Genomic DNA, 22,555 nt, shown 5'->3' with positions numbered 1-22,555 from the left:
ATGGTGAAGTCTCCGAAGGTTATAAAGGATGGCTATAATAAGTGGATTCGTGCTTTCCCACAATAATTTCGGCTATTTTAGGTACTAATTTCCTATCCCAGCCTGATATTGCCATAGTAAGCAGTTGTGTGGCATTTTCAAATTCGTTAGGGTTATATTCACCTTGGCCTAAGAAAGACAGGCCATTAACGATATTTTCTAACACGTTCTCATTGTTAATTGGGGTAGCATGGTTTTGTTTACTCAATTTTCGCCCTGCCGATACCGAAGCAACTGGAACATGAGCATACTGAGGCACACTGCAACCTAAGGTATCATATATAGCACGTTGAAGCGGAGTAACATCTAAAAGGTCGCTACCTCTTATAATGTCAGTTACCCCTTGGTATTCATCGTCTAACGCCACCACAAAATTATACGCAAATAGGCCGTCGCTTCGCTTAATAACTACATCTTCGATTTGAGCGCTTTCTTCCTGAGCGTTTTCTATAAAACCGCTATCTACAAAACTGCTTTGCTTAAGCCCATTGCTGCTGGAATAAACCGTTCCCATGATGCCGTCGTCAAACGTATCTAGGTGGCAATCAAGCTTTAGCCGCACCGCTAAGCCTCGGTTATGAGATTCTGATGCTGGTACTAACGCTGAAAATGACTGGGCAGTTAGGCCTAGGTGCCGACAATATTGATTATCGTGGCCACCGTTGGCTTTTATTTGTTTGCGGGTGCAGGCACAAAAATAGGCAGAGCTGCTAGCCAATAAACTTTCCAGTTTGGCTTGATACCTTGCATGCTGCTTTCGCTGATACAAAATATCACCATCCCAATGAAGGCCATGGCATTCAAGGGTATGCAAAATGTCGCTGTCTACACCAGGCAAGCACCGAGGTTCGTCAATATCTTCCATTCGGACCAGCCATTGGCCATTATGATGACGTGCGTCTAGATAGCTAGCGAGCGCGGTGACTAAAGAACCGAAATGAAGTTGCCCTGACGGCGAAGGCGCGAAGCGGCCGACATATAGAGGTGAGGCATTATTTGTAGATTGCATCGAGAGAAATACGGTTACACACCTCTATAGTAAATACTAAGAGGCGTATAACTGACTACTAAGGTCTATTAACCCTGTAGTTGCTTTTCTTTGATTTCTGCCATGGTCTTACAGTCGATACACAGATCGGCAGTAGGACGGGCCTCTAAGCGGCGAATACCGATTTCAATGCCACATTGGTCACAAAAACCAAAGTCATCTTCTTCAATACGCTTAAGCGTCTTCTCAATCTTCTTGATTAACTTGCGTTCGCGGTCGCGGGTACGCAATTCAAGGCTGAACTCTTCTTCTTGAGCAGCGCGGTCTACCGGGTCTGGAAAGTTTGCTGCTTCGTCTTTCATGTGCGTTACGGTACGGTCAACTTCTTCACGAAGTTGGTTGCGCCATGCTTTAAGCAGTAAACGGAAGTGTTCCATTTGCGGCTCGCCCATGTACTCTTCGTCAGCGGTAGCCTGGTACGGCTGCAATCCTGCTAGTGCTAATAGCCCTAGAGATTTTGTTTCTTTTCCTGTTGGCATCTGCCACATCTCCTACACTACGACATCCATCTTGTCCTGAATGAATCGGTTAACTACATCAAGACCGTTCATTACAAGCAATTGCTCGTGTCTATGTAATTATTATGCTGATGATATTAATTAAAAGTCAGCACTGTTACTAGTTAACGTATTTAACGTACTTCCAGTAAAACAAGGCGCAAATATGAAGGCGAAATGAAAAAAATCAACCTATTTTTCACACATTTACTGGTAGTGGTTGATTTATAACTATTTTTTGTTCATCAATTGTACAGCCAGCGGCGAGAATTTTTACCCCTGATGCCAGCGCAGTGTTTACGGCGTCGGCGTAAACAGGATCAATATCTCGTGCTACTTGAACAGAATGCACGCCTGTATGTTGAACACAAAATAACAAGCAGGTACTTATACCTTGTTGAGAGAGTTCTGCAAGCTCTAAACAATGTTTTACACCTCTTGCGGTTACCGCATCAGGAAAATATCCATCTCTGTCCCGTGCTAGGGTGACAGATTTCACTTCTACATAATGTAAGGTGTCATTAGTTGTACATGCAAAGTCGAATCGGCTGTTGCCTCCAGGAGGTGTTACCTCAGCTTTCCATTGGCTAATATCAGAAAATGCAGACAAGACCTTGTTATTCAGTGCTTCCGCCACCAATTTATTAGCATTGTGAGTGTTAATGCCAATGAAATCGCCGTCGAAAGTTTGGGCAAGCTCCCAAGTGTACTTTAACTTTCGTTTAGGGTTGTTAGATTCACTTAAGTAGACGGTGTAGCCAGGTTCGGCGCAGCCAGTCATGGCACCCGTATTAGGGCAATGTGCGGTAACGATTGAGCCGTCTTCAAGTTCAACGTCGGCAAGAAAGCGTTTATAACGCTTAATCAAGGTGCCGCGTATTAATGCTGGCGAAAAAAACATAGTAGTTAGGCCCATAACGACATAAATTTTAAAGCATTGCGCTGCTAGAACTAAACTTCTACTCCGGCAATGAAACGCAAAAAATATATAAGGATTAAAACGTAATGGCAGAATTTACCGTAAGCTTATCTTCAGATAAAGCCAATAGTGCGTGGGGAGAAAATACTAAGCTCTCTTTTAGTGAAAATGGCGCAGTCATCCACTTGCCAGACGGTGATTGCCGTGAAGGTGGCGCGCATGAGCGTACCATTCAACAAGTGGCGCGTAAGCTTGATGGTTTAAATGTTCCAGAAGTGACCTTAACTGGTCAGTGGAACAAAGAGCAACAATGGGCGTTCGCATTGAGCTTTACCCGAGCCCGTAATCCATCAACCATTAAATGGGCCGATAACGACGATAAGCAATGGTTAGAACAAAATTACGCTGCTTTATTATTTACCCGCCAGTTGGTGAACGATACACCTGAAGACTTAAGCCCTGAAACGTTAGCCCAGCGTGCGGCAGTTTGGTTGTCTGATTTAGGCAAAGAGCATGTTTCATATACCATGACCGTGGGTGAAGAATTAAAAGATGCAGGTTGGACAGGCATTTATAATGTAGGTCGAGGTAGCGAACGCCCGCCAGTAATGTTAGAGCTTGATTACAATCCAACAGGTAACCCAGACGCGCCAGTTGAGGCGGTACTTGTTGGTAAAGGTATTACGTTTGATAGCGGTGGCTACAGCATCAAATCAAGTGAAGGTATGCTTGATATGAAATGTGACATGGGTGGTGCAGCCACCGTGACCGGTGCGCTCGGTTTGGCCATAAGCCAAGGCATTAGTAAGCGTTTAAAACTTATTTTATGCTGTGCAGAAAACCTAATCAGTGGCCATGCTTATAAATTGGGTGATGTACTTACCTACAAAAACGGCGTGACTGTAGAAGTAGTGAATACTGATGCGGAAGGTCGTTTGGTATTGGCTGATGGCTTAATGGCGGCAACAGAAACTGGCGCGCCATTAATTATCGATGCAGCCACTTTAACCGGTGCCGCCATGGTGGCGTTAGGATCTGATTATCACGCAGTATTTTCAATGGATGATCATGCACGCTCACAAATGCTAGCGGCGGCGACTGCTGAAAACGAACGTTTTTGGCCACTACCTATTGAAGCATTTCATGCAGACCGTTGCCCATCTGCCTTTGCTGATACAGCAAACAGCCGACCTATGAAAGGTGGCGGCGGTGGCGGTGCCTCTAATGCGGCAGGTTTTCTATCACGCTTTGTGAATCCTGAAGGCAAGGGATGGGTGCACTTAGATTTAGCTGCAGCCTATCACGGTGGTGCAACCGCTGAAATGCCAGTAGGTGCAACGGCAAAAGGTATTCGAAGTATTGCAAGAATGCTTCAAGACTTTAAATAAGCCAACATACTGCATGTCGCCACCGTAATAAGGTGGTGACATTGCTCATCCATTTATCTTTACCGACAATGCATTGAACAACATGCTAGTAATGCTTTTTTTGCGCCTATGCAAAGCGATTTAAATGCCGCCTAAGCGCTCAGCGAGAACTTTATAACGCTTCACATCGTCGCTATCAAATAACGGGTTACCTTCAGCATCTTTATCTTTCGCCACTAAAAGACTTTCTCTTTCTAAACGCTCTACTCTCACTTCTTGAACATCTAAAAAAGTGGCTACTTCTTTTACCGTCATCAAACTCATTCTTTTGGTCTCCAACCTTGTCTAGTCTTTAAAATGCACTTGCGTTTATTCAGTCCACGCTCATTAGCTATGATTAACTCAGTTTACTCGCGTAGTAAGCGCTGTTGGCATTTCGCTACGGGCTAAATTATTGAGGCGCGTATACACTAATGATATGAATCAATACAGAATTACGAGAATAGCTCAATTATTTAATTTTGCACTATGCGCTTACTAGGCACCAATTGAGAGCGTATTTTTTGTAAAACCAGAATTATGAATATTTAGGTCTAAAATTGACAAATAACGAACGCTTTTTTGTACAATGCTGAAAATTGTTTAATGAAATATGTTTTTGCTGTCAGCGTCTCGCAGCAAGTTATTGGGGAATAAGAAAAAATGGATACTTGGTCAGCTGCCGTCATGTTATTCTTGATCATGGATCCTTTAGGTAATTTGCCTGTGTTCATGTCGGTTTTAAAGTCGATTGAACCCCGTAGACGGCAAATGATTCTTATTAGGGAATTGTTATTTGCGCTTGGGATCTTGTTTTTATTCCTGTTCAGCGGCCAATCGGTATTGAATTTTCTCAATGTTGAACAAGAAACTGTCAGTATTGCTGGTGGTATTATTTTGTTCTTAATTGCGCTTAAAATGATTTTCCCATCGGCAGGTAACCCAAGTGGGCTGGCGGTTGGTGAAGAACCATTTTTGGTGCCTCTTGCAATTCCAATGATAGCGGGGCCATCGACACTCGCGGCGCTCATTCTTCTGGCAAACCAGAACCCAGACCGCATGTCTGACTGGGCGCTAGCACTTGGTGCCTCTTGGTCAATCAGTGCAGTAATTTTGATGTTTTCTAATGTATTTCATAAGCTATTAGGCGAACGTGGCCTTGTTGCTATGGAACGATTAATGGGGATGATCCTCGTCATGATAGCCATTCAAATGCTTCTTGATGGTGCTACTCAATACTTTATGCATGCCACCGGAGCTAATTAATGGCAAAGCAAAAACTTAATACATTTGGGCGCGTGCGCGCTCTTGAAGGATACAAAGCGGTTGCATTCAGTGCTGCCTTGCTAGAACGGATGATCCCCAACTACGAGCTATTTTGTGAACTCACCGAATTTGGTGATAAAGAAGGTATTCGCAATTGTTTGAACTTGGTGTGGGAGTCAGTTAAAGCGCCTAAAAGTAAGTTCAACATTGGTGTGCAACTTGAAAAAGTAGAAGTGGCTACCCCAGATACTAGCGATTTTGATACCTATGGCGTGTACCCAGCTATTGATGCTGCTATCGGGCTAGCCGCGGTGCTTAACCTTATCGCTGGCGACGATCCACAAGGTGCCGTGGTTGTGAGTAAACTTTCTCAAGGTAGCGTAGAAGCTTACTTGCTAGAAAGCGGTGAAGCTGACGATGAAACCGTAAAAGAACACCCGCTTATGGTGTTTGAAGTAGCGGTTCAAGAAGCGTTGCTAGACTGCGTAGAAGCTGGGAAGTCACCTGCTAGTACTGCCGATGCCCTTAAAGCGATAGCGCTAGAAGAAGGTATTTCGAATATTGGACTCGATTTGGCTTAACGTTTCGGTGGTAAGGGCTTAAAGCGTTTACCCCGAGACAAAAATTTTGCTACGCAGCCTTTATCAAATAATAGCAAAGCGCCGATGTGCGCTTTTCTTTTATAATTTGCCAGTGGTTTGGCAAAGTAATGGGCGCAAGATTTGCTTCGTGTTCTACGTACAATACACCGTCGTTCGATAGTAATTTATTGGCTTCAATAGCCGACAACGTTGGCTCAATCAACCCTTTGTTAAACGGCGGGTCGACAAATATAATATCGAAATTTTTACCCGATAATGTGGGTAAAATCGCTAAAGCATCGCCTTGATGTACGCTATGATCTTTTTTATTAGCCGCTTTTGTATTAGCCGCTTTTGTATTAGCGGCTTCCACATTAGCCGCTTGCGCATTATTAGCGGTTAACATCGCCAAATTCTTTTTTAACTGTGCATTTGCCGATTTATCTAATTCAACAAAATCGCAAGAAAGGGCGTAACGAGATAATGCCTCTAAGCCCAATCCACCCGAGCCCGCAAACACATCTAAGCACCTTGCTTCATTTAAATAAGGCATCAGCCAATTGAACAAGGTTTCTTTATTTCTGTCAGTAGTTGGACGCAACCCTTCAGTGTCGAGTACCGGTAGCTTTCGTCCCCGCCATTGGCCGCTAATAATGCGAATATGCCCAGCTTTCGCTTTTGCGTGAGCAGAATTGGATTTTTTTGCAGGTGAAGATGCCCTGGATGGGCGAGAAACTCGCTTCATAGTCGCTGACAATGGTATCATGGGGTTATTCAATATTCGGCAAGTGTAGCCGAAATTGCCCAGTATTTATAAGGATTTGTCTTAACAATGTCGAAACTTTTTGGCTGGTTCGGTAAGAACAAAAAAGCAGATAAGCAAAAAGCACAGGAAAACCAAGAGCAAAAGCCGGTTGATCAAAGCGCCGTTTTACCTGATGAAACACAAACTTCAGACCTTGAGCAAGCCGCAGAGGTATCAGTCCCGGTTTCAGTAGAAGAAGACCCTACGCCAGTCAGTGTTGTACCAGACCCGTCAGGCGCGGTTGAAATAGACGCCCTTGAAACCGTTGCTGATGACCCCGCGCCCACGACATTAGTGGATAACAGTGAAGTTGCAGCTGACTTACCTATCACGGTAAGTGAAGCCCTTGAACCAGAGAGCAAAAATGAGAGCGAAAGCGAAGCGCCTGTTGTTGCTAGTGCCAATCAAGAGGCTAACGTTTTAGAAGCAGAAGCAACCGACATGGTTAGCGAGCCTGTTGTGGAAACTGCACCTGTAGTTGAGACAGCGCCAGCACCGAAAGAAAAGAAATCACTCTTTTCACGCCTTAAAGAAAGCCTATCTCGCACTAAAGCCAACTTAGGCAGCGGCTTAGTTAGCTTATTCAAAGGCAAGGCTATTGATGATGAATTATATGAAGATTTAGAAACTCAGTTATTGATTGCTGATGTGGGTATGGATACCACGCAAAAAATCATTACCCATTTAACGGACAGCGCCAGCCGTAAAGATCTTAAAGACGCAGAAGCCTTGCTAGATATATTAAAGCAACAAATGGCTGGCATGCTTTCAAAAGTAAATGAACCGCTGAGCGATGCTATTAATGCCCACAATAGCGATGAAGGCCCTTTCGTTATTCTAATGGTTGGGGTTAACGGTGTAGGTAAAACGACTACCATTGGTAAATTAGCGAAACAGTTCCAGCAGCAAGGTAAAAAAGTAATGCTGGCTGCGGGGGATACCTTTAGGGCGGCTGCGGTTGAACAATTGCAAGTATGGGGTGAGCGAAATAGTATTCCGGTTATTGCGCAGCATACGGGCGCGGACAGTGCGTCAGTACTTTACGATGCGCTAGAAGCAGCTAAATCCCGCAAAACAGATATTCTTATCGCCGATACAGCTGGGCGTTTACAGAATAAAGATAACTTGATGGAAGAGCTCAAGAAAGTTGTGCGGGTAATGAAAAAGCTGAACCCTAATGCGCCTCATGAAGTTATGCTTACCCTAGATGCAGGCACAGGTCAAAATGCCATTAGCCAAGCGAAGCTATTTAATCAAGCCGTTGGTTTAACCGGTATAACCCTTACCAAACTAGATGGTACTGCAAAAGGTGGTGTTATCTTCTCAATTGCTGATAAATTTGGTATACCTATCAGATATATAGGGGTTGGTGAAGGTATTGATGACTTACGCCAGTTCGACGGCCAAGAATTTATCGATGCACTATTTAGTGAAATTGATAGCGGCGAGTAAACAGTATTCATAGCTAATTACAGGAATAGGGTAGTAGGGAACATGCATGATAAAGTTTGAGCAAGTAAGCAAAACCTACCCTGGCGGACAACGGGCGCTAAGCAAAGTGGATTTTCATATCGCGCCCGGAGAAATGGCTTTTTTAACCGGTCATTCTGGTGCCGGTAAGAGTACGCTGCTTAAACTTATCAGTATTATGGAACGCCCCACTGTGGGTCGTGTGCTTATTAATGGTCATGACCTAAACGCGATTAGCCGAAGAGATATTGCGTATATTCGCCGCGATATCGGCATGATTTTCCAAAGCCACCAATTGTTAATGGATAAATCAGTGTTCGATAATGTAGCATTGCCATTAGTTATTGAAGGTTATACCCACAAAGAAATTGGTAAGCGTGTAGATGCCGCCCTAGAAATGGTGGGGCTTCGTGATAAAAGCCGTAACTTACCGATTATGTTATCTGGCGGTGAGCAGCAGCGTGTAGGTATAGCGCGTGCTGTGGTGAATAAGCCTCCATTACTCCTTGCCGATGAGCCTACCGGAAACCTCGACCCTAAGCTTTCTATGGAGATTATTCGCTTGTTTGAAGATTTCAACCAAGCCGGTGTATCTGTGTTCATCGCCACCCATGATTTAGGGTTAATTGCCCGAATGAAATATCGCACACTCACGTTAAAAGACGGCCAAATGATAACCGATGGCTTAACGGATGACCTAAATGGGAACTGGCAATGAGTATTCTATTTAAAGGTAGAAGCCAAGGTGCGTCGTCCAGTAAAGTTGGGCTAGTGCAGTCAATAATGATGTTTTTCGTTAGCCATGTAAGACAAGCGCTATCAAGTTTAGGTGAGCTTTGGCGCCAGCCAGCTGCTTCGCTAATGACCATTGGGGTATTGGGGTTAAGTATTACACTACCCAGCACGCTTTATATTATGGTTAAAAATACCGAAAAAATTACCGCAGGCTGGGAGCAAGCGTCAGAAATATCTCTGTTTCTAAAACCGAATATTTCAGCCGCTAATTCGCAGCAATTAGTGGCAAGGTTAAACACATGGGAGGAAATAGGTTCGGTTGTGTTTATACCCGCTGATGATGCGTTAAAAGAGTTTCAGCATTTATCCGGTTTAGGTGATGCAATCGCTTATTTGCAAAGTAACCCGTTACCAGATGTTGTGCTAGTTACGCCTAATGATAAATATGCTTCCCCGAGCGCAGCTCAAGCTCTACTAGACAAGCTTAAGCAGCAACGAGAAGTCGATATCGGTAAGTTAGATATAGAATGGTTAGAGCGCCTCTACGCGGTTATTAATATCGCCAGCGACCTTGTCACCTTTATTGGCGTTTTGTTGTTCTTTGCTGTAGTGCTGATTATTGGAAATACCATAAGACTGAATATTCTTAATAAGCATGATGAAATAGTGGTGATGAAGCTAGTGGGGGCAACCGATGCCTTTATTCACCGCCCGTTTCTGTATACCGGTTTTTGGTATGGTTTGCTTGGCGGGTTAATGGCGTGGTTCGCCGTTATCATCATTTTGTGGTGGATGGATAGCAGTATTGAAACCTTCGCGGCAATGTATCAAAAAGACTTCAATATCACAGGGCTCACGGGCACCGCGTTATTAACCATGCTGGGTCTGTCGATTACATTGGGCTTGCTGGGTTCGCTTATTTCAGTACAGCGCCATGTTAGGCAAATAGAGCCAAAATAAGTTTTTGGTTTGGTGCGCGCTAGGCTTGAACTGGCGCGCGAGGAAAGTGAGTAGTAATGGCACTTCTTACCCCGTTACCCCAAACAATGGCTTGGTTGTAAAGGATATGAAGTTGCTTCTGGTCGATATCCAGCGTCTTTGCCTGCTTAATGACATTCATCCATAATGCCCCTTCGAAGGCACGAACTAGGCTCATGTAGCTATTAAATTCAGCCGTCTTTCCTAAGATAGCATCGTTTAATTCTTCTGATAGCGGCAACTGCTTAAGTACATCCTCTATCGACTGGTCTAATAGCGCATCTAACAGCGAAAATAACCCTACCAAAAAGCCTAGCGGCGGATTTGCTTTTAAGCCTCGTTTGGCTGCCAGTAAATCGAAAAATTTTGCCCTGACTAAAGACATATGAATAATTTCTAATGGCTTATCATCACCTAAATTAGTCAAACTAAGTAGTGCGATAAACTTCTTCACTTCCACTTCACCCATGTAATTTAGGGCATGTTTTAGTGAGGATATCTTGTAGCGCTTATTAATTGTTGGATTGTTAATGAATTTTAGCAATAGATAACTAAGCGCAGCATCTCGCTCAACGATTTGGGTTACTCTTTCAATATCAAACTTATCGTTAGAGCATTCGCCAATCAGATCGACAATATTCATTTTCGATGCAGGCAGTTGGCGCAATATACGTGCTTCAGGTTGCGCGAAGAAATAGCCTTGGAAAAAATCGAAGCCTAAATCCATGCTGGTCACAAACTGGTCTTGAGTATCAACCTGTTCAGCAACTAACTTAACGTTAGCATCAAGGTAGCGCGGAATATTTTTTTCGATATTTTCATAACGAATTTGAGATAAATCGACCTTAACAATATCAACAAGAGGAAGAATTTCGTGTTTAGCACTTAGCATCATAGGATCGTCAATAGCGATACGAAAACCCATGCGCTTGATATGTTGGCAAGCTTCTAACAACCCAGTTTGTGCAAAAGGATTGTCTGCTAATTCAACCACCACAGACTCAGGATTTAACGTGGTCGGGAAACGAGAAATAATCGTTTCTGACGAAAAATTGATGAAAGAGGTTTTCTCACCACAAATGTCGTCAAGGCCTAACGGATGAAAATGCTCGGAGATGTACTTCGCTTTTTCGGGGGTATGCTCGGGATAAGCGCCAGCTTTGCCATCGCGAAACAAAAGCTCGTAAGCAAATACGTCTTTTGTTTTATCTAAAATTGGTTGGCGAGCGATAAACGCGAACATACAAGTTCCCTACTAATACGTTGAATGGCATCAACGGATATTATTGTAATTTACACTACCATAACATGCATTTCCGAAAGTCGCGTTAATTTGAAGCGCTTCTTTCATTAAATCATTTACTGGTTTGAGTTACTTTTTTTCAACGCTAGCCGACACTTGTACCTGATGTGCCCATTTCATTGCTTCATTATAATATTCATGCAGCATGGTTTGCTGAATTTTATATTTACTGGAAAACTTCTTAATGCCGGCCCAGTTCGCCCTTTCGAAATACTTAACCAACGTAAGGCAGTCTTTCAACACCCCAGGTTTACCGCAAAGGGCATCTTTTACATTATCGCTAATGGGAACCTTACTCACCAACTCATCAATATGCTGTTCCATCATGGCATCAAGCATGGACAGTAGGCCGGTTAAAAATCCAGTTAATGGATTCTCTTGCGCCTTAAAAGAGATAAAAACAAGTTCGCAGAACTTAGCGCGCACAAGTGCCATCTTCATGAGTTCTAGCGGCTGGCCATCATTCAAATTAGCCAGCGCAAGTAACGCAATAAACTTCTTAACTTCTACCTCGCCCATAAAATTAAGCGCATGTTTCAACGACGTAATTTTGTTTCGCTTGTTAATAAGCGGGTTATTAATAAAGCGAAGTAGTAAGTAGGTTAGCGAGGGATCTCGCTCAATAATTCGATTTACTTCATCAAAATTCAATATAGGCTGGCTGCTTAGCGTTAACAACTCCATCATTGTCAGTGCACTTGGGCCTAACTTACGATGGCGTACTATTTCAGGCCTAGCTAAGAAATAGCCTTGGAAGTAGTCAAAGCCCATTTCTTTAAATTTACGAAACTCTTCGTAGGTTTCAATTTTTTCTGCCACAAGTTCAATATTGTGTGCTTTGAAGCGTTCAACTAATGAAGGGATCGTCTCATGAGGAATTTCTGTGATATCGATTTTGACAATACTAGTAAACGGAATGAAGGCATCCCATTTGTTTTCCATGTCATAGTCATCGAGTGCAATAGGGTAGCCTAAACCACGTATATGCTTACACGCCGCGATTAATGCATCATCTACTTCTACGGTTTCAACAATTTCTATGACAACCTTACTTGCATCAAGCGAAGTAGGAAAACGATACATTAACGTATCGCGATGAAAGTTTATAAATGCTTTCTTATCGCCAGTTATTTCTTCTATACCCAAGCTTAAATGGGTTGAGGTCAGAATTTTTGAAGTAGCCTCGTCGGGTGGAATATCAGGAAAACAGTTGTCTTCACCTATCCGAAAAAGTAATTCGTAAGCGTAAACGTTCCTGTCTACGTCGAATATGGGTTGTCTAGCTACATATGCGAACATCGAGTGCCTCTTTGCTCTCGCCGCGAGTAAACGCGATTGAATTCATTAAAAAATTTTGCAAGTTGATAGATTATACAAGCTGATTGATTTTTGTTGTTACCTTGTTTGATATACCTGCCAGTTGCGCCCTTAATATTACAAGGCTTAAAATTTATATCTTATATTAATTAAAAAAGCGATGCTATCAATCGAAACTTTGAAATAGCTTAAGCCCACATAAGGGTATAGGCTTTCTGTATTCATTTACCGCCGTCCGTACATTTATAACCAAAATATATTCAAATTTAAGTTTGATATAACTTTTTGAAAGATGAATGGCATGTTTTATGTACATTATGACGGTATAATATGCTTATACCGTGGTAGGTCGCTTTTAAGCCAATTCATCAATCGATGAGGTTTGGCGCTTCCGATGACATGCTTCAGGTGACATAACGGTGATAGTATTTAAGCATTGTAGCGTATCAGTAAGTACCTTCTACAATGTACAAGTAATTTGGAAAGAGAATAGACATAATTGAACTGTTTTTTTAGTTTGTGGTCTTGATCTTTAGAAGATGGTTACTAAATACCAATAACTGGTTTAGTTTCTCATCGCAATTAAGTCTCGCGCGGCTGATGTTACTTTGCTAATATCAAGTTGCAAAGAATGAGGTGAATAATGAGCAATAAATTGCAAACCCTAGCACTATCAGTTCCTCACAGCGGTAGCATTGAAGGCTACGTACAAGCTGTAAGTCGTATTGATATGTTAACTGCAGAAGAAGAGCGCGCATTAGCGGTGCGCCTTCGCGAAGATGAAGATTTAGAAGCAGCACGTATGCTGGTCATGTCTCATCTACGCTTTGTTGTGCACATTGCAAAATCTTATTCAGGATATGGTTTGCCACAAGCTGACCTTATCCAAGAAGGTAATATTGGTCTAATGAAGGCGGTTAAGCGTTTCGATCCTACTGTAGGTGTTCGCTTGGTTTCTTTTGCCGTGCATTGGATTAAAGCTGAAATTCATGAATTTGTGCTCAAAAACTGGCGCATCGTTAAAGTGGCTACTACTAAAGCGCAACGCAAATTGTTCTTCAACTTGCGTAAAGCTAAAAAGCGTCTTGGTTGGTTTACACACGAAGAGGTGCAGACGGTAGCTAGCGAGCTAGGTGTGAGTACAAAGGAAGTGCTTCAAATGGAAGCGCGTATGAGCAGCCAAGATCAAGCATTCGATCTTTCTGCTGACGAAGACGAAACGGGCAACTTTGCACCGGTTCAATTTCTTGAAGACAAATCAACTGATGTTGAAATGGACGTTATCAACAACGATTGGGATACTAACGCAAGTAAGCGTTTGTACTCGGCCATTAAAACGCTAGATGATAGAAGCCAAGACATTATCGAAACTCGTTGGTTGGCTGACAGCAAAATTACACTTCAAGATCTTGCTGATAAGTACGAAGTATCTGCAGAACGTGTTCGTCAAATTGAAAAGAACGCGATGAAAAAGCTTCAGGCTGCCATGGTTGCCTAAGCACTTGCTAACTAAGTACTCGTTAAGAAAACGAGCACTATGTAAGTAATTCATAGAAAAAAGCGCCTATTGGCGCTTTTTTTGTTTATAAAAGAGAGTGTTAGGGGAGGTTTGAGAACGAGAGTTTGAACAGTGTGTGCTAGAATAATTCGGCTTAAATTTACCGTGTTACACAAGCATGCAGTTCGTCCTAACAGTAAGTGCTACAACAAGTCTTACATTACGCCCTACAGTGATGCTGCTAGTCAGTTGTTTCATCTTGCGAGGGTAATACCCAAAAAACGCCTTCAAACTCTGCTACTGCATTGTCGCCGTCCAAAATATCCACATTTAAAGCAAAGCGTGCTTTTTCACCTTTTTCTAACGGCTTAAATTTGCCAGATAAGGTTTCAATATTACAGATTGCCCTAGGCTTCATGGTAATGGGTTTATGATAATGAATATCGCCGTCACCTAATACAATATCGCCTGTTAGCCCACGCTCTTTTAGTTGTAAGTAAATCATTCCCCAGCCAGTTAATGTGGCCAACGAAAAAATGCTGCCGGCAAACATAGTGCCGTGAACATTAATATTTTTATTAAGTGATGCTCGGGTTTCCAATGTCCTGCCTGTGTATTGATACAATTTAATACCCATATGTTCAGTAATGGGAATGGTATCCGTCCAGGTTTGTTGCAGTGACTTACACCATTTAGGGTGTAGTACTAAGGTATTATTCTCTGTCAGCTTTTTCACCATTTGCTGGCGTCTTAGCATACCCAATTCGTTTGGCGCTTCTCGTTCAACTACAAAGCCGCATGAGCTGAAAAAGTCGATAGAGATTTCTCGGCTGTTGGTAACCGCACGTATAGCACCCAATTCTTTCGCCACGTTTTCTAAAGCGTCCATTATCATCTGACCTAAGCCTTTTCTAAGATGCTCAGGGTGTACCGCGATATGACGAATTTGGGCTTCTTCAGCAGTATTTAAGTGTACTCGGCCACAGGCAACAATTTCACCCTTGCCGTTCACTATGGTGCGGTGTTCAGCCACTTGCTCGTATTCATCTTTCTCTGAGCCAGGAGGGAAATTCCAAGGTTGGCGAAGGTAAGCCCAGCGAAAATGAAAATAGGCTTCGAATTCGGCATCGCTTTTAGGGGTTACAACCTTATACACAATAGAGAGGCCTTGTATGAAAGAGTGAAAATCTATTTAACCTTACGCTTTTAAACTGCACAAGATTAATTCTAGTATGTTCATTATACCTGAAACTGGAAGGTGGCGGGTCCGTCATTCACTAAGGCAACTTTCATTTCAGCGCCGAATTGCCCGGTTTCCACTACAATGCCTTTGTGTTTAAGGGTTTCAATGAATTGTAGATAGATTGCTTTACCGTGTTCTGGCGTAGCGCCTCTAGAAAAGCCTGGGCGATTTCCTTTTTGGGTGTCGGCGACTAGCGTAAATTGCGATACTACAAGCATTTTTCCGCCAATTTGCTCAACGTTCAAATTCATTTTACCTTCACTATCGGAAAAAATACGGTATCGGCATAGTTTATTGGCAAGCTTTTCTATTTCTTCAGGGCCGTCATTTTTTTCGACACCGAGTAACACCAGCATACCTTGTTCAATTTCACCTATTATTTCGTTATCTACGGACACGCTGGCTTCTGATACCCGTTGAACTAACCCAATCATTATTTTTGCTCCTTTAAAAACCTTGCCATGTCTCTAGTTGCGCGGCACAGCGCATATGCAATACCCGGCTCTGAAGTACTATGGCCAGCTTCAGGAATGATTTGCAGTTGGCTGCCTGGCCATGACTTATGCAATGTTTCCGCGGCTTCCGTCTTACATATCATGTCATATCGACCATGAATAATAGTGCCAGGAATATCACTTATTTTATCAATATTATCAAGTATGTATCCTTCTTCTAGAAAACACTTGTTGATTAAAAAGTGGCACTCAAGAGTGGCTAGGGTGGTGACCAGTGACAGGGGATATTGGCTGGTAGAATCACCGGTGCCAGGGGGTAAAGATACGCGAGAGAGTCTCTCTTCCCACTGATACCAGCGCTTTAATGCCGCGTGACGCTGTACTTCGTTATCGGCTTTAAGGGTGTTGTAGTAGTACTCGCAGATGGACGCACTGGTCAAAGGCGCCGCTATTCCCTTTATAAATTGACGGTAGTATTCGGGAAAAAGTTGGGCGGCAGCACTGTTTGGCGATAAAAACCAATCTCTATCTTGCTGCCTGGCTAAGAATACGCCTCTTAGAATAAGGCCATTAACGTGCGCGGCATATTTAAAAGTGTAGAGAAGCGCGAGGGTTGAGCCCCAAGAGCCTCCAAATACCAGCCAATCAGGTACATTAAGATAGCGTCTTAGGGTTTCTATATCTTCAACATTGAGCCAAGTATCATTATTTTTAATACAGGCGGAAGGAGTGGAACGGCCGCACCCTCTTTGTTCAAAACCAATAATGCGGTAGCGATTACTGTCAAAGAAGCACTTATAGTTAGGCGGTAGCCCTGCGCCAGGCCCGCCGTGAATAAAGATGACGGGAATACCCTCAGGGTTGCCGCTCTGCTCATAATAAAGAGAGTGCCCACATCCCACCTCGATAAATCCATTTTGGTAACAGGTAACATCTGGGTAAAGTCGTTTCATTTTATTTCCGCGCGTTGTGCGGGTGCCTGTTTTAGTTTAGTTTATTCTTATGAAATACTACATAATCATATTCTGATAACAATTGCGAGGAAGTTTATATGTCAGGACAAGGATCGGGTGGCAACGTGATTGCTGCAATCTGTAACTTTTTTATTCCAGGGCTTGGACATCTAGTACAAGGGCGAATACTCGGCGCACTATTTTATTTTATCGTAGTTGGAGTGAGCTATGCGCTTGCAGCTACCGTAGTATTAGCAATTGTATTTTGGCCACTAGGCGTTATTTTGCACATTATTTGTATTATTAGCGCGGCCCGCTATCGAGGGAGAGAGATGTTATGAGGCTAATAGCAACGGCTGTTATTGCTATGTTGGTATTAACTGGCTGCCAATCTGCGTATTACGCAGCGTGGGAGAAAGTAGGCGTTGAGAAACGGGATATCCTTGTTGACCGTGTTGAAAACGCAAAAGAGTCGCAAGAAGACGCACAGGAAGAGTTTAGTTCTGCGTTAGAGGCCTTCAGTGCCGTGGTGGCTTTTGAAGGTGGTGAACTTGAAGACGTTTACAACAAACTGAACAGTGAGTACGAAAACAGCCTTTCTGCTGCTAATGACGTTACTGATCGTATCGATAAAGTAGAAAGCGTTGCTGAAGCGTTATTTGATGAATGGGAAGACGAGCTTGATAAGTATCAAAATGCATCGTTGAAACGCGAAAGCACTGCGAAATTGCGTGATACAGAGCGCAGATATAGCGCACTTATCAAAACTATGCGTAAAGCGGAAAGTAGAATGGCACCGGTATTAAGTGCTTTTCAAGACAATGTTTTGTACTTAAAACATAACTTAAACGCTAGCGCGATTGGTGCGTTGCAAGGTGAGCTTTCAACGATTCAAAATGATGTTGATCAACTTATTGAGCAGATGAATTCAGCTATTGCTGAATCTGATGCCTTCATTGCTGCAATGTCTAATTAAGTAAAACATAACTCATTTAGGCCCCATCAACCGGTATGAGCTAGCCAGTATAAGTTGGTAGGTACAAGTTGGTAGATATAAGTTGGTGGTTATGAGCTAGCGGGAAGAACCAGCCAACATAAACCCGTACTGAGTAAAAAGGCGTTGTAGTTTCCTACAACGCCTTTTGTCATTTAGCATTAGTCACGCTTAATGAGTTACGTTTATTCTTCTGGCATTTGCCTAGGTTCGTCTTCCGCTTTTCTGTTTTCAAACGCTTGCCCTAGGCTACATGTAAATTCAGCCCCTAATAGCACTAGAATCCACGAAATATAAACCCACAAGAATAAAATAGGCACTACCGCTAACGCGCCGTATATAAGCTCGTAAGAAGGGAAGTTAGTGATATACAGTGCAAACCCCGACTTGGTCAACTCAAACGCTACAGTAGCCAGTACGGCCCCTGAAATGGCATGTCGTGCAAATACACGGCGGTTCGGCACTATCATATAAAGAATAAAGAAGGCTAACATGGCAGCAAAGCTAGGCACTAAGGTGAGTAAAAATGTGCCTAACCCTGGTGTATACTCTTCCGCAAACGCAGCAAGCCCAGCTAAATAAGAGCTAATAATCACACTAGAGCCAATAAGCATGGGGCCTAAGGTAATTACCATCCAATAAATGGCAAAGGTGTACACGATAGGGCGATCGCTCTGGGTACGCCAAATACGGTTAAGGGTTTTATCAACATTGGAAATTAGCATTAGTGCCACTACCAGTAGCGACAAAATACCGATAGCACCCATTTCAGACGCATTCCCCACAAAGTCAGACATATACTCGTGAACCGTATCACTGGCTGTGGGCACGAAGTTGTTAAAGATAAAATATTCTAATTTGCCTCGCACGGAAGCAAACGCAGGGAACGCCGACATGATGGTAAAAGTCACCATGATAAAAGGCACAAGAGAGAGTAGCGTTACATACGCTAAGTGGCCTGCAGAGATAGTAATATTGTCTTCACGGCAGCGCTTGATGAAGATAGTGAAAAGGTCGACAACTTGTGGTGCGAGCTTATGATAGATGGCTTTTACCCGATCCCAGTTCACATTTTACTCCTAGTTAGTACTCGCCTTGAAAGCCATTCGCTTTTTAACGCCGCAATATATCTGACCTGTTGAAGCGAGAGAATGTGACGGGTGGTGCGAGGCAAACGAGTCGTTTAAATACCTGATAATAGGTAAATGGTATACTGGTCTGCCCTACAGGAGCAAAGGTTTAATCGAAATTAACCTGCTCGAACACCTAGCATGTGGCAAATAGCGTAGCTTAATTCACTACGGTTAAGGGTATAAAAGTGGAAATGCTTCACCCCTTCTTTGGCGAGTACTTTAACCTGATCCATCGCAATATTGGCACCAATAAGATTACGGGTCGCTTGGTCATCAGCGTCAAGACCGTCGAACATCTTGTGTAAGAAGCCGGGAACATGAACGTTGGTGAAACCAGCGAACTTCACTAAGGTTTGATAGTTAGTTACGGGCAATATGCCAGGAACTAAATCTATATCAATACCTGCAGCTGCCGCACGGTCGCGGAAACGCAAGAATACGCTGGTATCAAAGAAAAATTGTGAAATGGCTTCACTTGCACCGGCTTCGGCTTTGCGTTTAAGGTTCAGTAAGTCGAATTGCGCATTGGGCGCTTCAGGGTGTTTTTCAGGGTAGGCGGCAACTGAAATATCAAAATCAGCCACATCTTTTAGCAAAGCAACCAAATCAGAGGCGTACATTTCTGTATCTGTCACTCCTGGCGGTAAATCACCGCGAAGGGCGACAATACGTCGAATGCCAGAATCCCAATAATCTTGTGCAATCTGCTTAAGCTCATCTCGGCTAGCATCAACGCAAGTAAGGTGAGGCACTGCTGCAACGCCAGTTTGTTGCTGAATACGTTTTACCACATCATGAGTACGATCACGCTCGCCACTATTAGCACCATAAGTCACCGACATGTAACTTGGTTTTAAGGGCGCCAATCGTTCTACTGACTTCCACAAGGTTTGTTCCATTTTCTCTGATTTTGGCGGAAAAAACTCAAATGACACATCAATGTCACGCAGTTCCGAGAGGGACTGATTTAGTGCATCGACACCTTGTGCGTAAGAAACCATGGTAAAATCACTCTTTTATAGACGTTTAGACGTCCAAAATAAAGAATTTACGTCTAGACGTCAAGAGGTTTACACTGCTCAATTGACCTTTTCGTCAACTTGTTTAGAATTTCTCTTCATAACATAAATAAGATCAGACAGAGTTAGCATCATGGCAGAGTGGAACGGTAAGTATATTCATCCCTACGCAGAGCACGGAAAAAAGAGTGAACAGGTAAAGAAAGTCACCGTTTCTATTCCTATTAATGTGCTAAAAGCATTAACCGATGAACGTACCCGTCGGCAAATAAACAATTTGCGTCACGCGACGAATTCAGAATTATTATGTGAAGCGTTTCTTCACGCATTTACAGGTCAGCCGTTACCGGATGACGAAGATTTAAGAAAAGATAACCCTAATCGTGTGCCCGCTGAAGCAAGACGTATTATGGAAGATATGGGCATTGACGTGTCTGTCGAGAACGAACAGGAAGATTAAAAAAACGGCAATGAAAATTGCCGTTTTTTGTAATAATTGAATACAAGGCTGCGCGCTAAGTGATTCGATTATACTGCCTTTACTCTGAGCGATTCGGTACTTCTGGAAGTCTTGCAACGCCAGATTCAATCGCCGCTTTCGACACAGCAGTAGCAATACGTTCACAAAGGCGAGGGTCCATAGGTTTAGGGATAATATACTCTTTGCCAAAGGTCAGGCTGCTGCTGTTGCTAGCTGCCAATACCGACTCAGGCACAGGCTCTTTGGTAATAGCGCGTAGTGCTTCTACTGCCGCCACTTTCATCTCGTCGTTAATTGCAGTTGCGCGAACATCTAATGCGCCACGGAAAATGAACGGAAAGCAAAGAACATTGTTTACCTGATTAGGGTAATCAGAACGCCCCGTTGCCATAATCAAATCACTTCGAACTTCATGAGCCAATTCAGGCTTAATTTCAGGGTCGGGGTTAGAGCAGGCAAAAACAATCGGATTGGGCCCCATTAACGCCAAGGTTTCTGGCGGCAATACATCAGGGCCAGATACGCCTACAAAAATATCAGCGCCTTCCATCACATCTTCTAACGTACGTTTATCGGTATTATTGGCAAACAAGCGCTTGTGTTCGGTAAGGTCTTCACGGCGAGTGTGAATAACTCCCTTTCTATCTAGCATGTAAATGCGCTCTCGTTGCGCGCCACATTTAATGAGCAATTCCATACAGGCAACGGCAGCTGCACCCGCACCCATACAGACTATTTTGGCGCTTTCGATATTTTTACCCTGAATTTCAATGGCGTTCAACATACCTGCGGCGGTAACAATAGCAGTACCATGTTGATCGTCATGGAATACTGGAATACTACAGCGCTTAATCAATTCCTGTTCTATTTCAAAGCATTCAGGGGCTTTAATATCTTCAAGGTTAATACCGCCAAACGTATCTGCAATATTAGCAACGGTATTAATGAATTCTTCTGTGGTGCGGTGCTTTACTTCAATGTCGATAGCATCAAGCCCTGCAAAGCGTTTAAACAGCAGTGCTTTACCTTCCATCACCGGTTTAGAAGCTAACGGCCCCAAATTACCTAAACCTAAAATAGCAGTACCATTACTGATGACCGCTACCATGTTGCCTTTTGCAGTATATTTGTAAGCATTATCAGGATCTTCAGCAATTTCACGTACCGGTTCAGCTACCCCTGGACTGTAAGCCAGAGCAAGATCATCCACACTATCGGCTGGTTTTGATAGCTCCACGCTAATTTTACCTGGCGTGGGTTTGGCATGATAATCTAGTGCACGTTGTCTGAAATCTGACATTAGTAAACATATCCTTCGATGTAGGGGTTAGGCAATCTTCGTTACCGTAAGGGCAATCTGCGTTGCCGCAGTAGAATATCTTCGACTTTATCACAGGGATATTTAAGTACATATCTGATCTGCCCTTTATACCTTTTAATCTAGGACAGACTTGCTTGTATGACCAGTGACATCGTCGAATATCTGCCATTCACCACATTAATGACACCTTAAGAATTAATACATTATTTCTATTTTATAGGGGTAGGTATAGATGTAGACACAGGTGAGCGTCGGATAGCGTTGTAAAAAAGGCATTAAGCCGGCCGTTTAAGGCGCTGGTTCGCGGAATAAGTATAATGTAAATATGATAAAGGAAAGCGTAACTTAAGATGTCTGAAAAGAAACTGATTGAAGCGTTAACGGCGGTGTGTGAGTGGGCAAAATCTGAGTCGGTAGGCTTTGAGTGGCTTACGCATATGGGGCATTGGCGCAGGCCGGAAATTATTGCGGTGTTTGAAACTGAAAAGCAAAAAAGCGAAGCGCTAGCAGCAAATTGGAACCAAGCATTTGAAGATGAGCTCGATAATATGTGTCACATATTGAAGGTAGACGTTAAAGGTGTACGCTACGACAGCGAGCAAGCGTGCACTTCGCAAAGTAACGGCAATTGGGAGCGGCATTTAAAACGCCGAGCTTTTCACTAGGAACATGGTATTAGCCGAGCCCTTCAATCGCCGAGCCCTCCACTCGCCGAGCCCTCCACTCGCCGAGCACTGTATTGGTAGAGCTTTTTACGGAGCGCAGACACAAAAAAAGCGCCGATAGGCGCTTTTTTAAAGAAACATAGTGTTTCTGAGTACTGAGCTTATTTAGCGCCCAAAGCACCGAAACGTTTCTTGAAGCGGTCAACACGACCACCGGTGTCAACGTTACGTTGCTTACCAGTGTAGAATGGGTGACATGCAGAACATACGTCTAGGTTAATATCTTTACCTAGCGTAGAACGGATTTTCATTACGTTGCCGCAAGAACATGTTGCTGTCATTTCAGCGTATTCTGGGTGGATACCATCTTTCATTTTGGATTACCTTCAATATGAGGCCGTATCGCTATCTGGCCCGAAGCCAAACACC

Annotated in this window: 25 protein-coding genes; 11 read left to right on the top strand and 14 right to left on the bottom strand. The window is 43.3% G+C overall.

Annotated features, from left to right (window positions below; translation table 11 throughout):
• Window positions 1–19: 19 nt before the first annotated feature.
• The 3 genes from gluQRS to sfsA form a co-directional block, all read right to left on the bottom strand.
• Window positions 20–1,048: a tRNA glutamyl-Q(34) synthetase GluQRS gene (gene gluQRS, locus Q4561_RS13115; protein ID WP_303461041.1), complete on the bottom strand. Its 1,029-nt coding sequence runs from the start codon at window positions 1,046–1,048 to the stop codon at window positions 20–22.
• A 68-nt stretch (window positions 1,049–1,116) separates the two neighbouring features.
• Window positions 1,117–1,566 carry an RNA polymerase-binding protein DksA gene (dksA, locus tag Q4561_RS13110; protein WP_013786299.1) on the bottom strand — a complete coding sequence of 150 codons (450 nt, stop codon included), beginning with the start codon at window positions 1,564–1,566 and terminating at the stop codon, window positions 1,117–1,119.
• Window positions 1,567–1,783: 217 nt separating this feature from the next.
• On the bottom strand, window positions 1,784–2,485 hold the full coding sequence (sfsA, locus tag Q4561_RS13105) for a DNA/RNA nuclease SfsA (protein WP_303461039.1): 702 nt from the start codon (window positions 2,483–2,485) through the stop codon (window positions 1,784–1,786).
• A 104-nt stretch (window positions 2,486–2,589) separates the two neighbouring features.
• Between sfsA and pepB the strand changes: the two genes are divergently transcribed.
• Window positions 2,590–3,891 (top strand): aminopeptidase PepB, encoded by a 1,302-nt coding sequence (pepB, locus tag Q4561_RS13100; RefSeq protein WP_303461037.1) that lies wholly within the window; start codon window positions 2,590–2,592, stop codon window positions 3,889–3,891.
• A 120-nt stretch (window positions 3,892–4,011) separates the two neighbouring features.
• Here the strand turns inward: pepB and Q4561_RS13095 are convergent, their stop codons facing one another.
• Complete coding sequence (locus Q4561_RS13095) at window positions 4,012–4,194, bottom strand: helix-turn-helix domain-containing protein (RefSeq protein WP_303461036.1); 183 nt, start codon at window positions 4,192–4,194, stop codon at window positions 4,012–4,014.
• Window positions 4,195–4,572: 378 nt separating this feature from the next.
• Here Q4561_RS13095 and Q4561_RS13090 point away from each other — a divergent pair, with 378 nt between their 5' ends.
• Both Q4561_RS13090 and Q4561_RS13085 read left to right on the top strand, forming a co-directional pair.
• Window positions 4,573–5,175 (top strand): YhgN family NAAT transporter, encoded by a 603-nt coding sequence (locus Q4561_RS13090; RefSeq protein WP_303461034.1) that lies wholly within the window; start codon window positions 4,573–4,575, stop codon window positions 5,173–5,175.
• Window positions 5,175–5,756: a YjaG family protein gene (locus tag Q4561_RS13085; RefSeq protein WP_303461033.1), complete on the top strand. Its 582-nt coding sequence runs from the start codon at window positions 5,175–5,177 to the stop codon at window positions 5,754–5,756. Before Q4561_RS13090 ends, Q4561_RS13085 begins: the two co-directional genes overlap by 1 nt.
• Before the next feature lie 49 nt (window positions 5,757–5,805).
• On the opposite strand, the gene rsmD is transcribed toward Q4561_RS13085, so the two are convergent.
• Window positions 5,806–6,522 carry a 16S rRNA (guanine(966)-N(2))-methyltransferase RsmD gene (gene rsmD, locus Q4561_RS13080; RefSeq protein ID WP_303461031.1) on the bottom strand — a complete coding sequence of 239 codons (717 nt, stop codon included), beginning with the start codon at window positions 6,520–6,522 and terminating at the stop codon, window positions 5,806–5,808.
• A 66-nt stretch (window positions 6,523–6,588) separates the two neighbouring features.
• On the opposite strand from rsmD, the gene ftsY reads away from it, so the two are divergent.
• The 3 genes from ftsY to ftsX are packed head-to-tail and all read left to right on the top strand — an operon-like array spanning window position 6,589 to window position 9,726.
• Entirely contained in the window at window positions 6,589–8,013 is a 1,425-nt protein-coding gene (gene ftsY, locus Q4561_RS13075; RefSeq protein WP_303461030.1) for a signal recognition particle-docking protein FtsY, read from the top strand.
• Window positions 8,014–8,059: 46 nt separating this feature from the next.
• The gene (ftsE, locus tag Q4561_RS13070; RefSeq protein ID WP_013786290.1) at window positions 8,060–8,749 is read left to right on the top strand and encodes a cell division ATP-binding protein FtsE; all 690 of its coding nucleotides are present in this window, start codon (window positions 8,060–8,062) and stop codon (window positions 8,747–8,749) included.
• Window positions 8,746–9,726 carry a permease-like cell division protein FtsX gene (gene ftsX, locus Q4561_RS13065; RefSeq protein ID WP_303461029.1) on the top strand — a complete coding sequence of 327 codons (981 nt, stop codon included), beginning with the start codon at window positions 8,746–8,748 and terminating at the stop codon, window positions 9,724–9,726. Before ftsE ends, ftsX begins: the two co-directional genes overlap by 4 nt.
• A gap of 19 nt (window positions 9,727–9,745) precedes the next feature.
• Here the strand turns inward: ftsX and Q4561_RS13060 are convergent, their stop codons facing one another.
• A complete protein-coding gene (locus tag Q4561_RS13060) occupies window positions 9,746–10,987 on the bottom strand; it encodes an EAL and HDOD domain-containing protein (protein WP_303461027.1) in 1,242 nt (413 codons plus the stop codon).
• A gap of 129 nt (window positions 10,988–11,116) precedes the next feature.
• Window positions 11,117–12,346 (bottom strand): EAL and HDOD domain-containing protein, encoded by a 1,230-nt coding sequence (locus Q4561_RS13055; RefSeq protein WP_303461026.1) that lies wholly within the window; start codon window positions 12,344–12,346, stop codon window positions 11,117–11,119.
• Window positions 12,347–13,007: 661 nt separating this feature from the next.
• Between Q4561_RS13055 and rpoH the strand changes: the two genes are divergently transcribed.
• Window positions 13,008–13,862, top strand: coding sequence for an RNA polymerase sigma factor RpoH (gene rpoH, locus Q4561_RS13050; RefSeq protein ID WP_303461025.1), 855 nt, complete (start codon window positions 13,008–13,010; stop codon window positions 13,860–13,862).
• A gap of 241 nt (window positions 13,863–14,103) precedes the next feature.
• On the opposite strand, the gene Q4561_RS13045 is transcribed toward rpoH, so the two are convergent.
• From Q4561_RS13045 to pip, 3 genes are all read right to left on the bottom strand, one after another.
• Window positions 14,104–15,018: a bifunctional GNAT family N-acetyltransferase/hotdog fold thioesterase gene (locus Q4561_RS13045; protein ID WP_303461024.1), complete on the bottom strand. Its 915-nt coding sequence runs from the start codon at window positions 15,016–15,018 to the stop codon at window positions 14,104–14,106.
• Window positions 15,019–15,101: 83 nt separating this feature from the next.
• Window positions 15,102–15,539: a D-aminoacyl-tRNA deacylase gene (gene dtd, locus Q4561_RS13040; RefSeq protein ID WP_303461023.1), complete on the bottom strand. Its 438-nt coding sequence runs from the start codon at window positions 15,537–15,539 to the stop codon at window positions 15,102–15,104.
• On the bottom strand, window positions 15,539–16,513 hold the full coding sequence (gene pip / locus Q4561_RS13035) for a prolyl aminopeptidase (RefSeq protein WP_303461021.1): 975 nt from the start codon (window positions 16,511–16,513) through the stop codon (window positions 15,539–15,541). The genes dtd and pip overlap by 1 nt, the downstream gene beginning before the upstream one ends.
• A 98-nt stretch (window positions 16,514–16,611) precedes the next feature.
• Here pip and Q4561_RS13030 point away from each other — a divergent pair, with 98 nt between their 5' ends.
• Window positions 16,612–16,854 carry a hypothetical protein gene (locus Q4561_RS13030; protein WP_013786282.1) on the top strand — a complete coding sequence of 81 codons (243 nt, stop codon included), beginning with the start codon at window positions 16,612–16,614 and terminating at the stop codon, window positions 16,852–16,854.
• A complete protein-coding gene (locus Q4561_RS13025; RefSeq protein WP_303461019.1) occupies window positions 16,851–17,489 on the top strand; it encodes a DUF2959 domain-containing protein in 639 nt (212 codons plus the stop codon). Before Q4561_RS13030 ends, Q4561_RS13025 begins: the two co-directional genes overlap by 4 nt.
• Before the next feature lie 203 nt (window positions 17,490–17,692).
• On the opposite strand, the gene Q4561_RS13020 is transcribed toward Q4561_RS13025, so the two are convergent.
• Both Q4561_RS13020 and metF read right to left on the bottom strand, forming a co-directional pair.
• The gene (locus Q4561_RS13020) at window positions 17,693–18,577 is read right to left on the bottom strand and encodes a virulence factor BrkB family protein (protein ID WP_303461017.1); all 885 of its coding nucleotides are present in this window, start codon (window positions 18,575–18,577) and stop codon (window positions 17,693–17,695) included.
• A 179-nt stretch (window positions 18,578–18,756) separates the two neighbouring features.
• Window positions 18,757–19,641: a methylenetetrahydrofolate reductase gene (gene metF / locus Q4561_RS13015; protein ID WP_303461015.1), complete on the bottom strand. Its 885-nt coding sequence runs from the start codon at window positions 19,639–19,641 to the stop codon at window positions 18,757–18,759.
• 151 nt (window positions 19,642–19,792) lie between these two features.
• Between metF and metJ the strand changes: the two genes are divergently transcribed.
• A complete protein-coding gene (gene metJ, locus Q4561_RS13010; RefSeq protein WP_303461014.1) occupies window positions 19,793–20,119 on the top strand; it encodes a met regulon transcriptional regulator MetJ in 327 nt (108 codons plus the stop codon).
• 79 nt (window positions 20,120–20,198) lie between these two features.
• Here metJ and Q4561_RS13005 read toward each other — a convergent pair whose 3' ends face one another.
• Complete coding sequence (locus Q4561_RS13005) at window positions 20,199–21,440, bottom strand: malic enzyme-like NAD(P)-binding protein (protein ID WP_303461012.1); 1,242 nt, start codon at window positions 21,438–21,440, stop codon at window positions 20,199–20,201.
• 371 nt (window positions 21,441–21,811) lie between these two features.
• Here Q4561_RS13005 and Q4561_RS13000 point away from each other — a divergent pair, with 371 nt between their 5' ends.
• On the top strand, window positions 21,812–22,126 hold the full coding sequence (locus Q4561_RS13000; RefSeq protein WP_303461010.1) for a hypothetical protein: 315 nt from the start codon (window positions 21,812–21,814) through the stop codon (window positions 22,124–22,126).
• Window positions 22,127–22,287: 161 nt separating this feature from the next.
• Here the strand turns inward: Q4561_RS13000 and rpmE are convergent, their stop codons facing one another.
• Window positions 22,288–22,500, bottom strand: a complete 213-nt coding sequence (gene rpmE, locus Q4561_RS12995) for a 50S ribosomal protein L31 (RefSeq protein WP_013786275.1) — start codon at window positions 22,498–22,500, stop codon at window positions 22,288–22,290.
• Between the last annotated feature and the right edge of the window lie 55 nt (window positions 22,501–22,555).

This window comes from Alteromonas sp. 1_MG-2023 (genome assembly GCF_030547075.1).
Lineage (GTDB): Bacteria > Pseudomonadota > Gammaproteobacteria > Enterobacterales > Alteromonadaceae > Alteromonas.
This window is presented reverse-complemented; position numbering and strand designations above follow the sequence as displayed.

What these genes read in the sequence shown, in the direction of transcription:
- gluQRS (WP_303461041.1), bottom strand. Translation starts at nt 1,048, where the DNA reads ATGCAATCTACAAATAATGCCTCACCTCTATATGTCGGCCGCTTCGCG.
- dksA (WP_013786299.1), bottom strand. Translation starts at nt 1,566, where the DNA reads ATGCCAACAGGAAAAGAAACAAAATCTCTAGGGCTATTAGCACTAGCA.
- sfsA (WP_303461039.1), bottom strand. Translation starts at nt 2,485, where the DNA reads ATGTTTTTTTCGCCAGCATTAATACGCGGCACCTTGATTAAGCGTTAT.
- pepB (WP_303461037.1), top strand. Translation starts at nt 2,590, where the DNA reads ATGGCAGAATTTACCGTAAGCTTATCTTCAGATAAAGCCAATAGTGCG.
- Q4561_RS13095 (WP_303461036.1), bottom strand. Translation starts at nt 4,194, where the DNA reads ATGAGTTTGATGACGGTAAAAGAAGTAGCCACTTTTTTAGATGTTCAA.
- Q4561_RS13090 (WP_303461034.1), top strand. Translation starts at nt 4,573, where the DNA reads ATGGATACTTGGTCAGCTGCCGTCATGTTATTCTTGATCATGGATCCT.
- Q4561_RS13085 (WP_303461033.1), top strand. Translation starts at nt 5,175, where the DNA reads ATGGCAAAGCAAAAACTTAATACATTTGGGCGCGTGCGCGCTCTTGAA.
- rsmD (WP_303461031.1), bottom strand. Translation starts at nt 6,522, where the DNA reads ATGATACCATTGTCAGCGACTATGAAGCGAGTTTCTCGCCCATCCAGG.
- ftsY (WP_303461030.1), top strand. Translation starts at nt 6,589, where the DNA reads ATGTCGAAACTTTTTGGCTGGTTCGGTAAGAACAAAAAAGCAGATAAG.
- ftsE (WP_013786290.1), top strand. Translation starts at nt 8,060, where the DNA reads ATGATAAAGTTTGAGCAAGTAAGCAAAACCTACCCTGGCGGACAACGG.
- ftsX (WP_303461029.1), top strand. Translation starts at nt 8,746, where the DNA reads ATGAGTATTCTATTTAAAGGTAGAAGCCAAGGTGCGTCGTCCAGTAAA.
- Q4561_RS13060 (WP_303461027.1), bottom strand. Translation starts at nt 10,987, where the DNA reads ATGTTCGCGTTTATCGCTCGCCAACCAATTTTAGATAAAACAAAAGAC.
- Q4561_RS13055 (WP_303461026.1), bottom strand. Translation starts at nt 12,346, where the DNA reads ATGTTCGCATATGTAGCTAGACAACCCATATTCGACGTAGACAGGAAC.
- rpoH (WP_303461025.1), top strand. Translation starts at nt 13,008, where the DNA reads ATGAGCAATAAATTGCAAACCCTAGCACTATCAGTTCCTCACAGCGGT.
- dtd (WP_303461023.1), bottom strand. Translation starts at nt 15,539, where the DNA reads ATGATTGGGTTAGTTCAACGGGTATCAGAAGCCAGCGTGTCCGTAGAT.
- pip (WP_303461021.1), bottom strand. Translation starts at nt 16,513, where the DNA reads ATGAAACGACTTTACCCAGATGTTACCTGTTACCAAAATGGATTTATC.
- Q4561_RS13030 (WP_013786282.1), top strand. Translation starts at nt 16,612, where the DNA reads ATGTCAGGACAAGGATCGGGTGGCAACGTGATTGCTGCAATCTGTAAC.
- Q4561_RS13025 (WP_303461019.1), top strand. Translation starts at nt 16,851, where the DNA reads ATGAGGCTAATAGCAACGGCTGTTATTGCTATGTTGGTATTAACTGGC.
- metF (WP_303461015.1), bottom strand. Translation starts at nt 19,641, where the DNA reads ATGGTTTCTTACGCACAAGGTGTCGATGCACTAAATCAGTCCCTCTCG.
- metJ (WP_303461014.1), top strand. Translation starts at nt 19,793, where the DNA reads ATGGCAGAGTGGAACGGTAAGTATATTCATCCCTACGCAGAGCACGGA.
- Q4561_RS13005 (WP_303461012.1), bottom strand. Translation starts at nt 21,440, where the DNA reads ATGTCAGATTTCAGACAACGTGCACTAGATTATCATGCCAAACCCACG.
- Q4561_RS13000 (WP_303461010.1), top strand. Translation starts at nt 21,812, where the DNA reads ATGTCTGAAAAGAAACTGATTGAAGCGTTAACGGCGGTGTGTGAGTGG.
- rpmE (WP_013786275.1), bottom strand. Translation starts at nt 22,500, where the DNA reads ATGAAAGATGGTATCCACCCAGAATACGCTGAAATGACAGCAACATGT.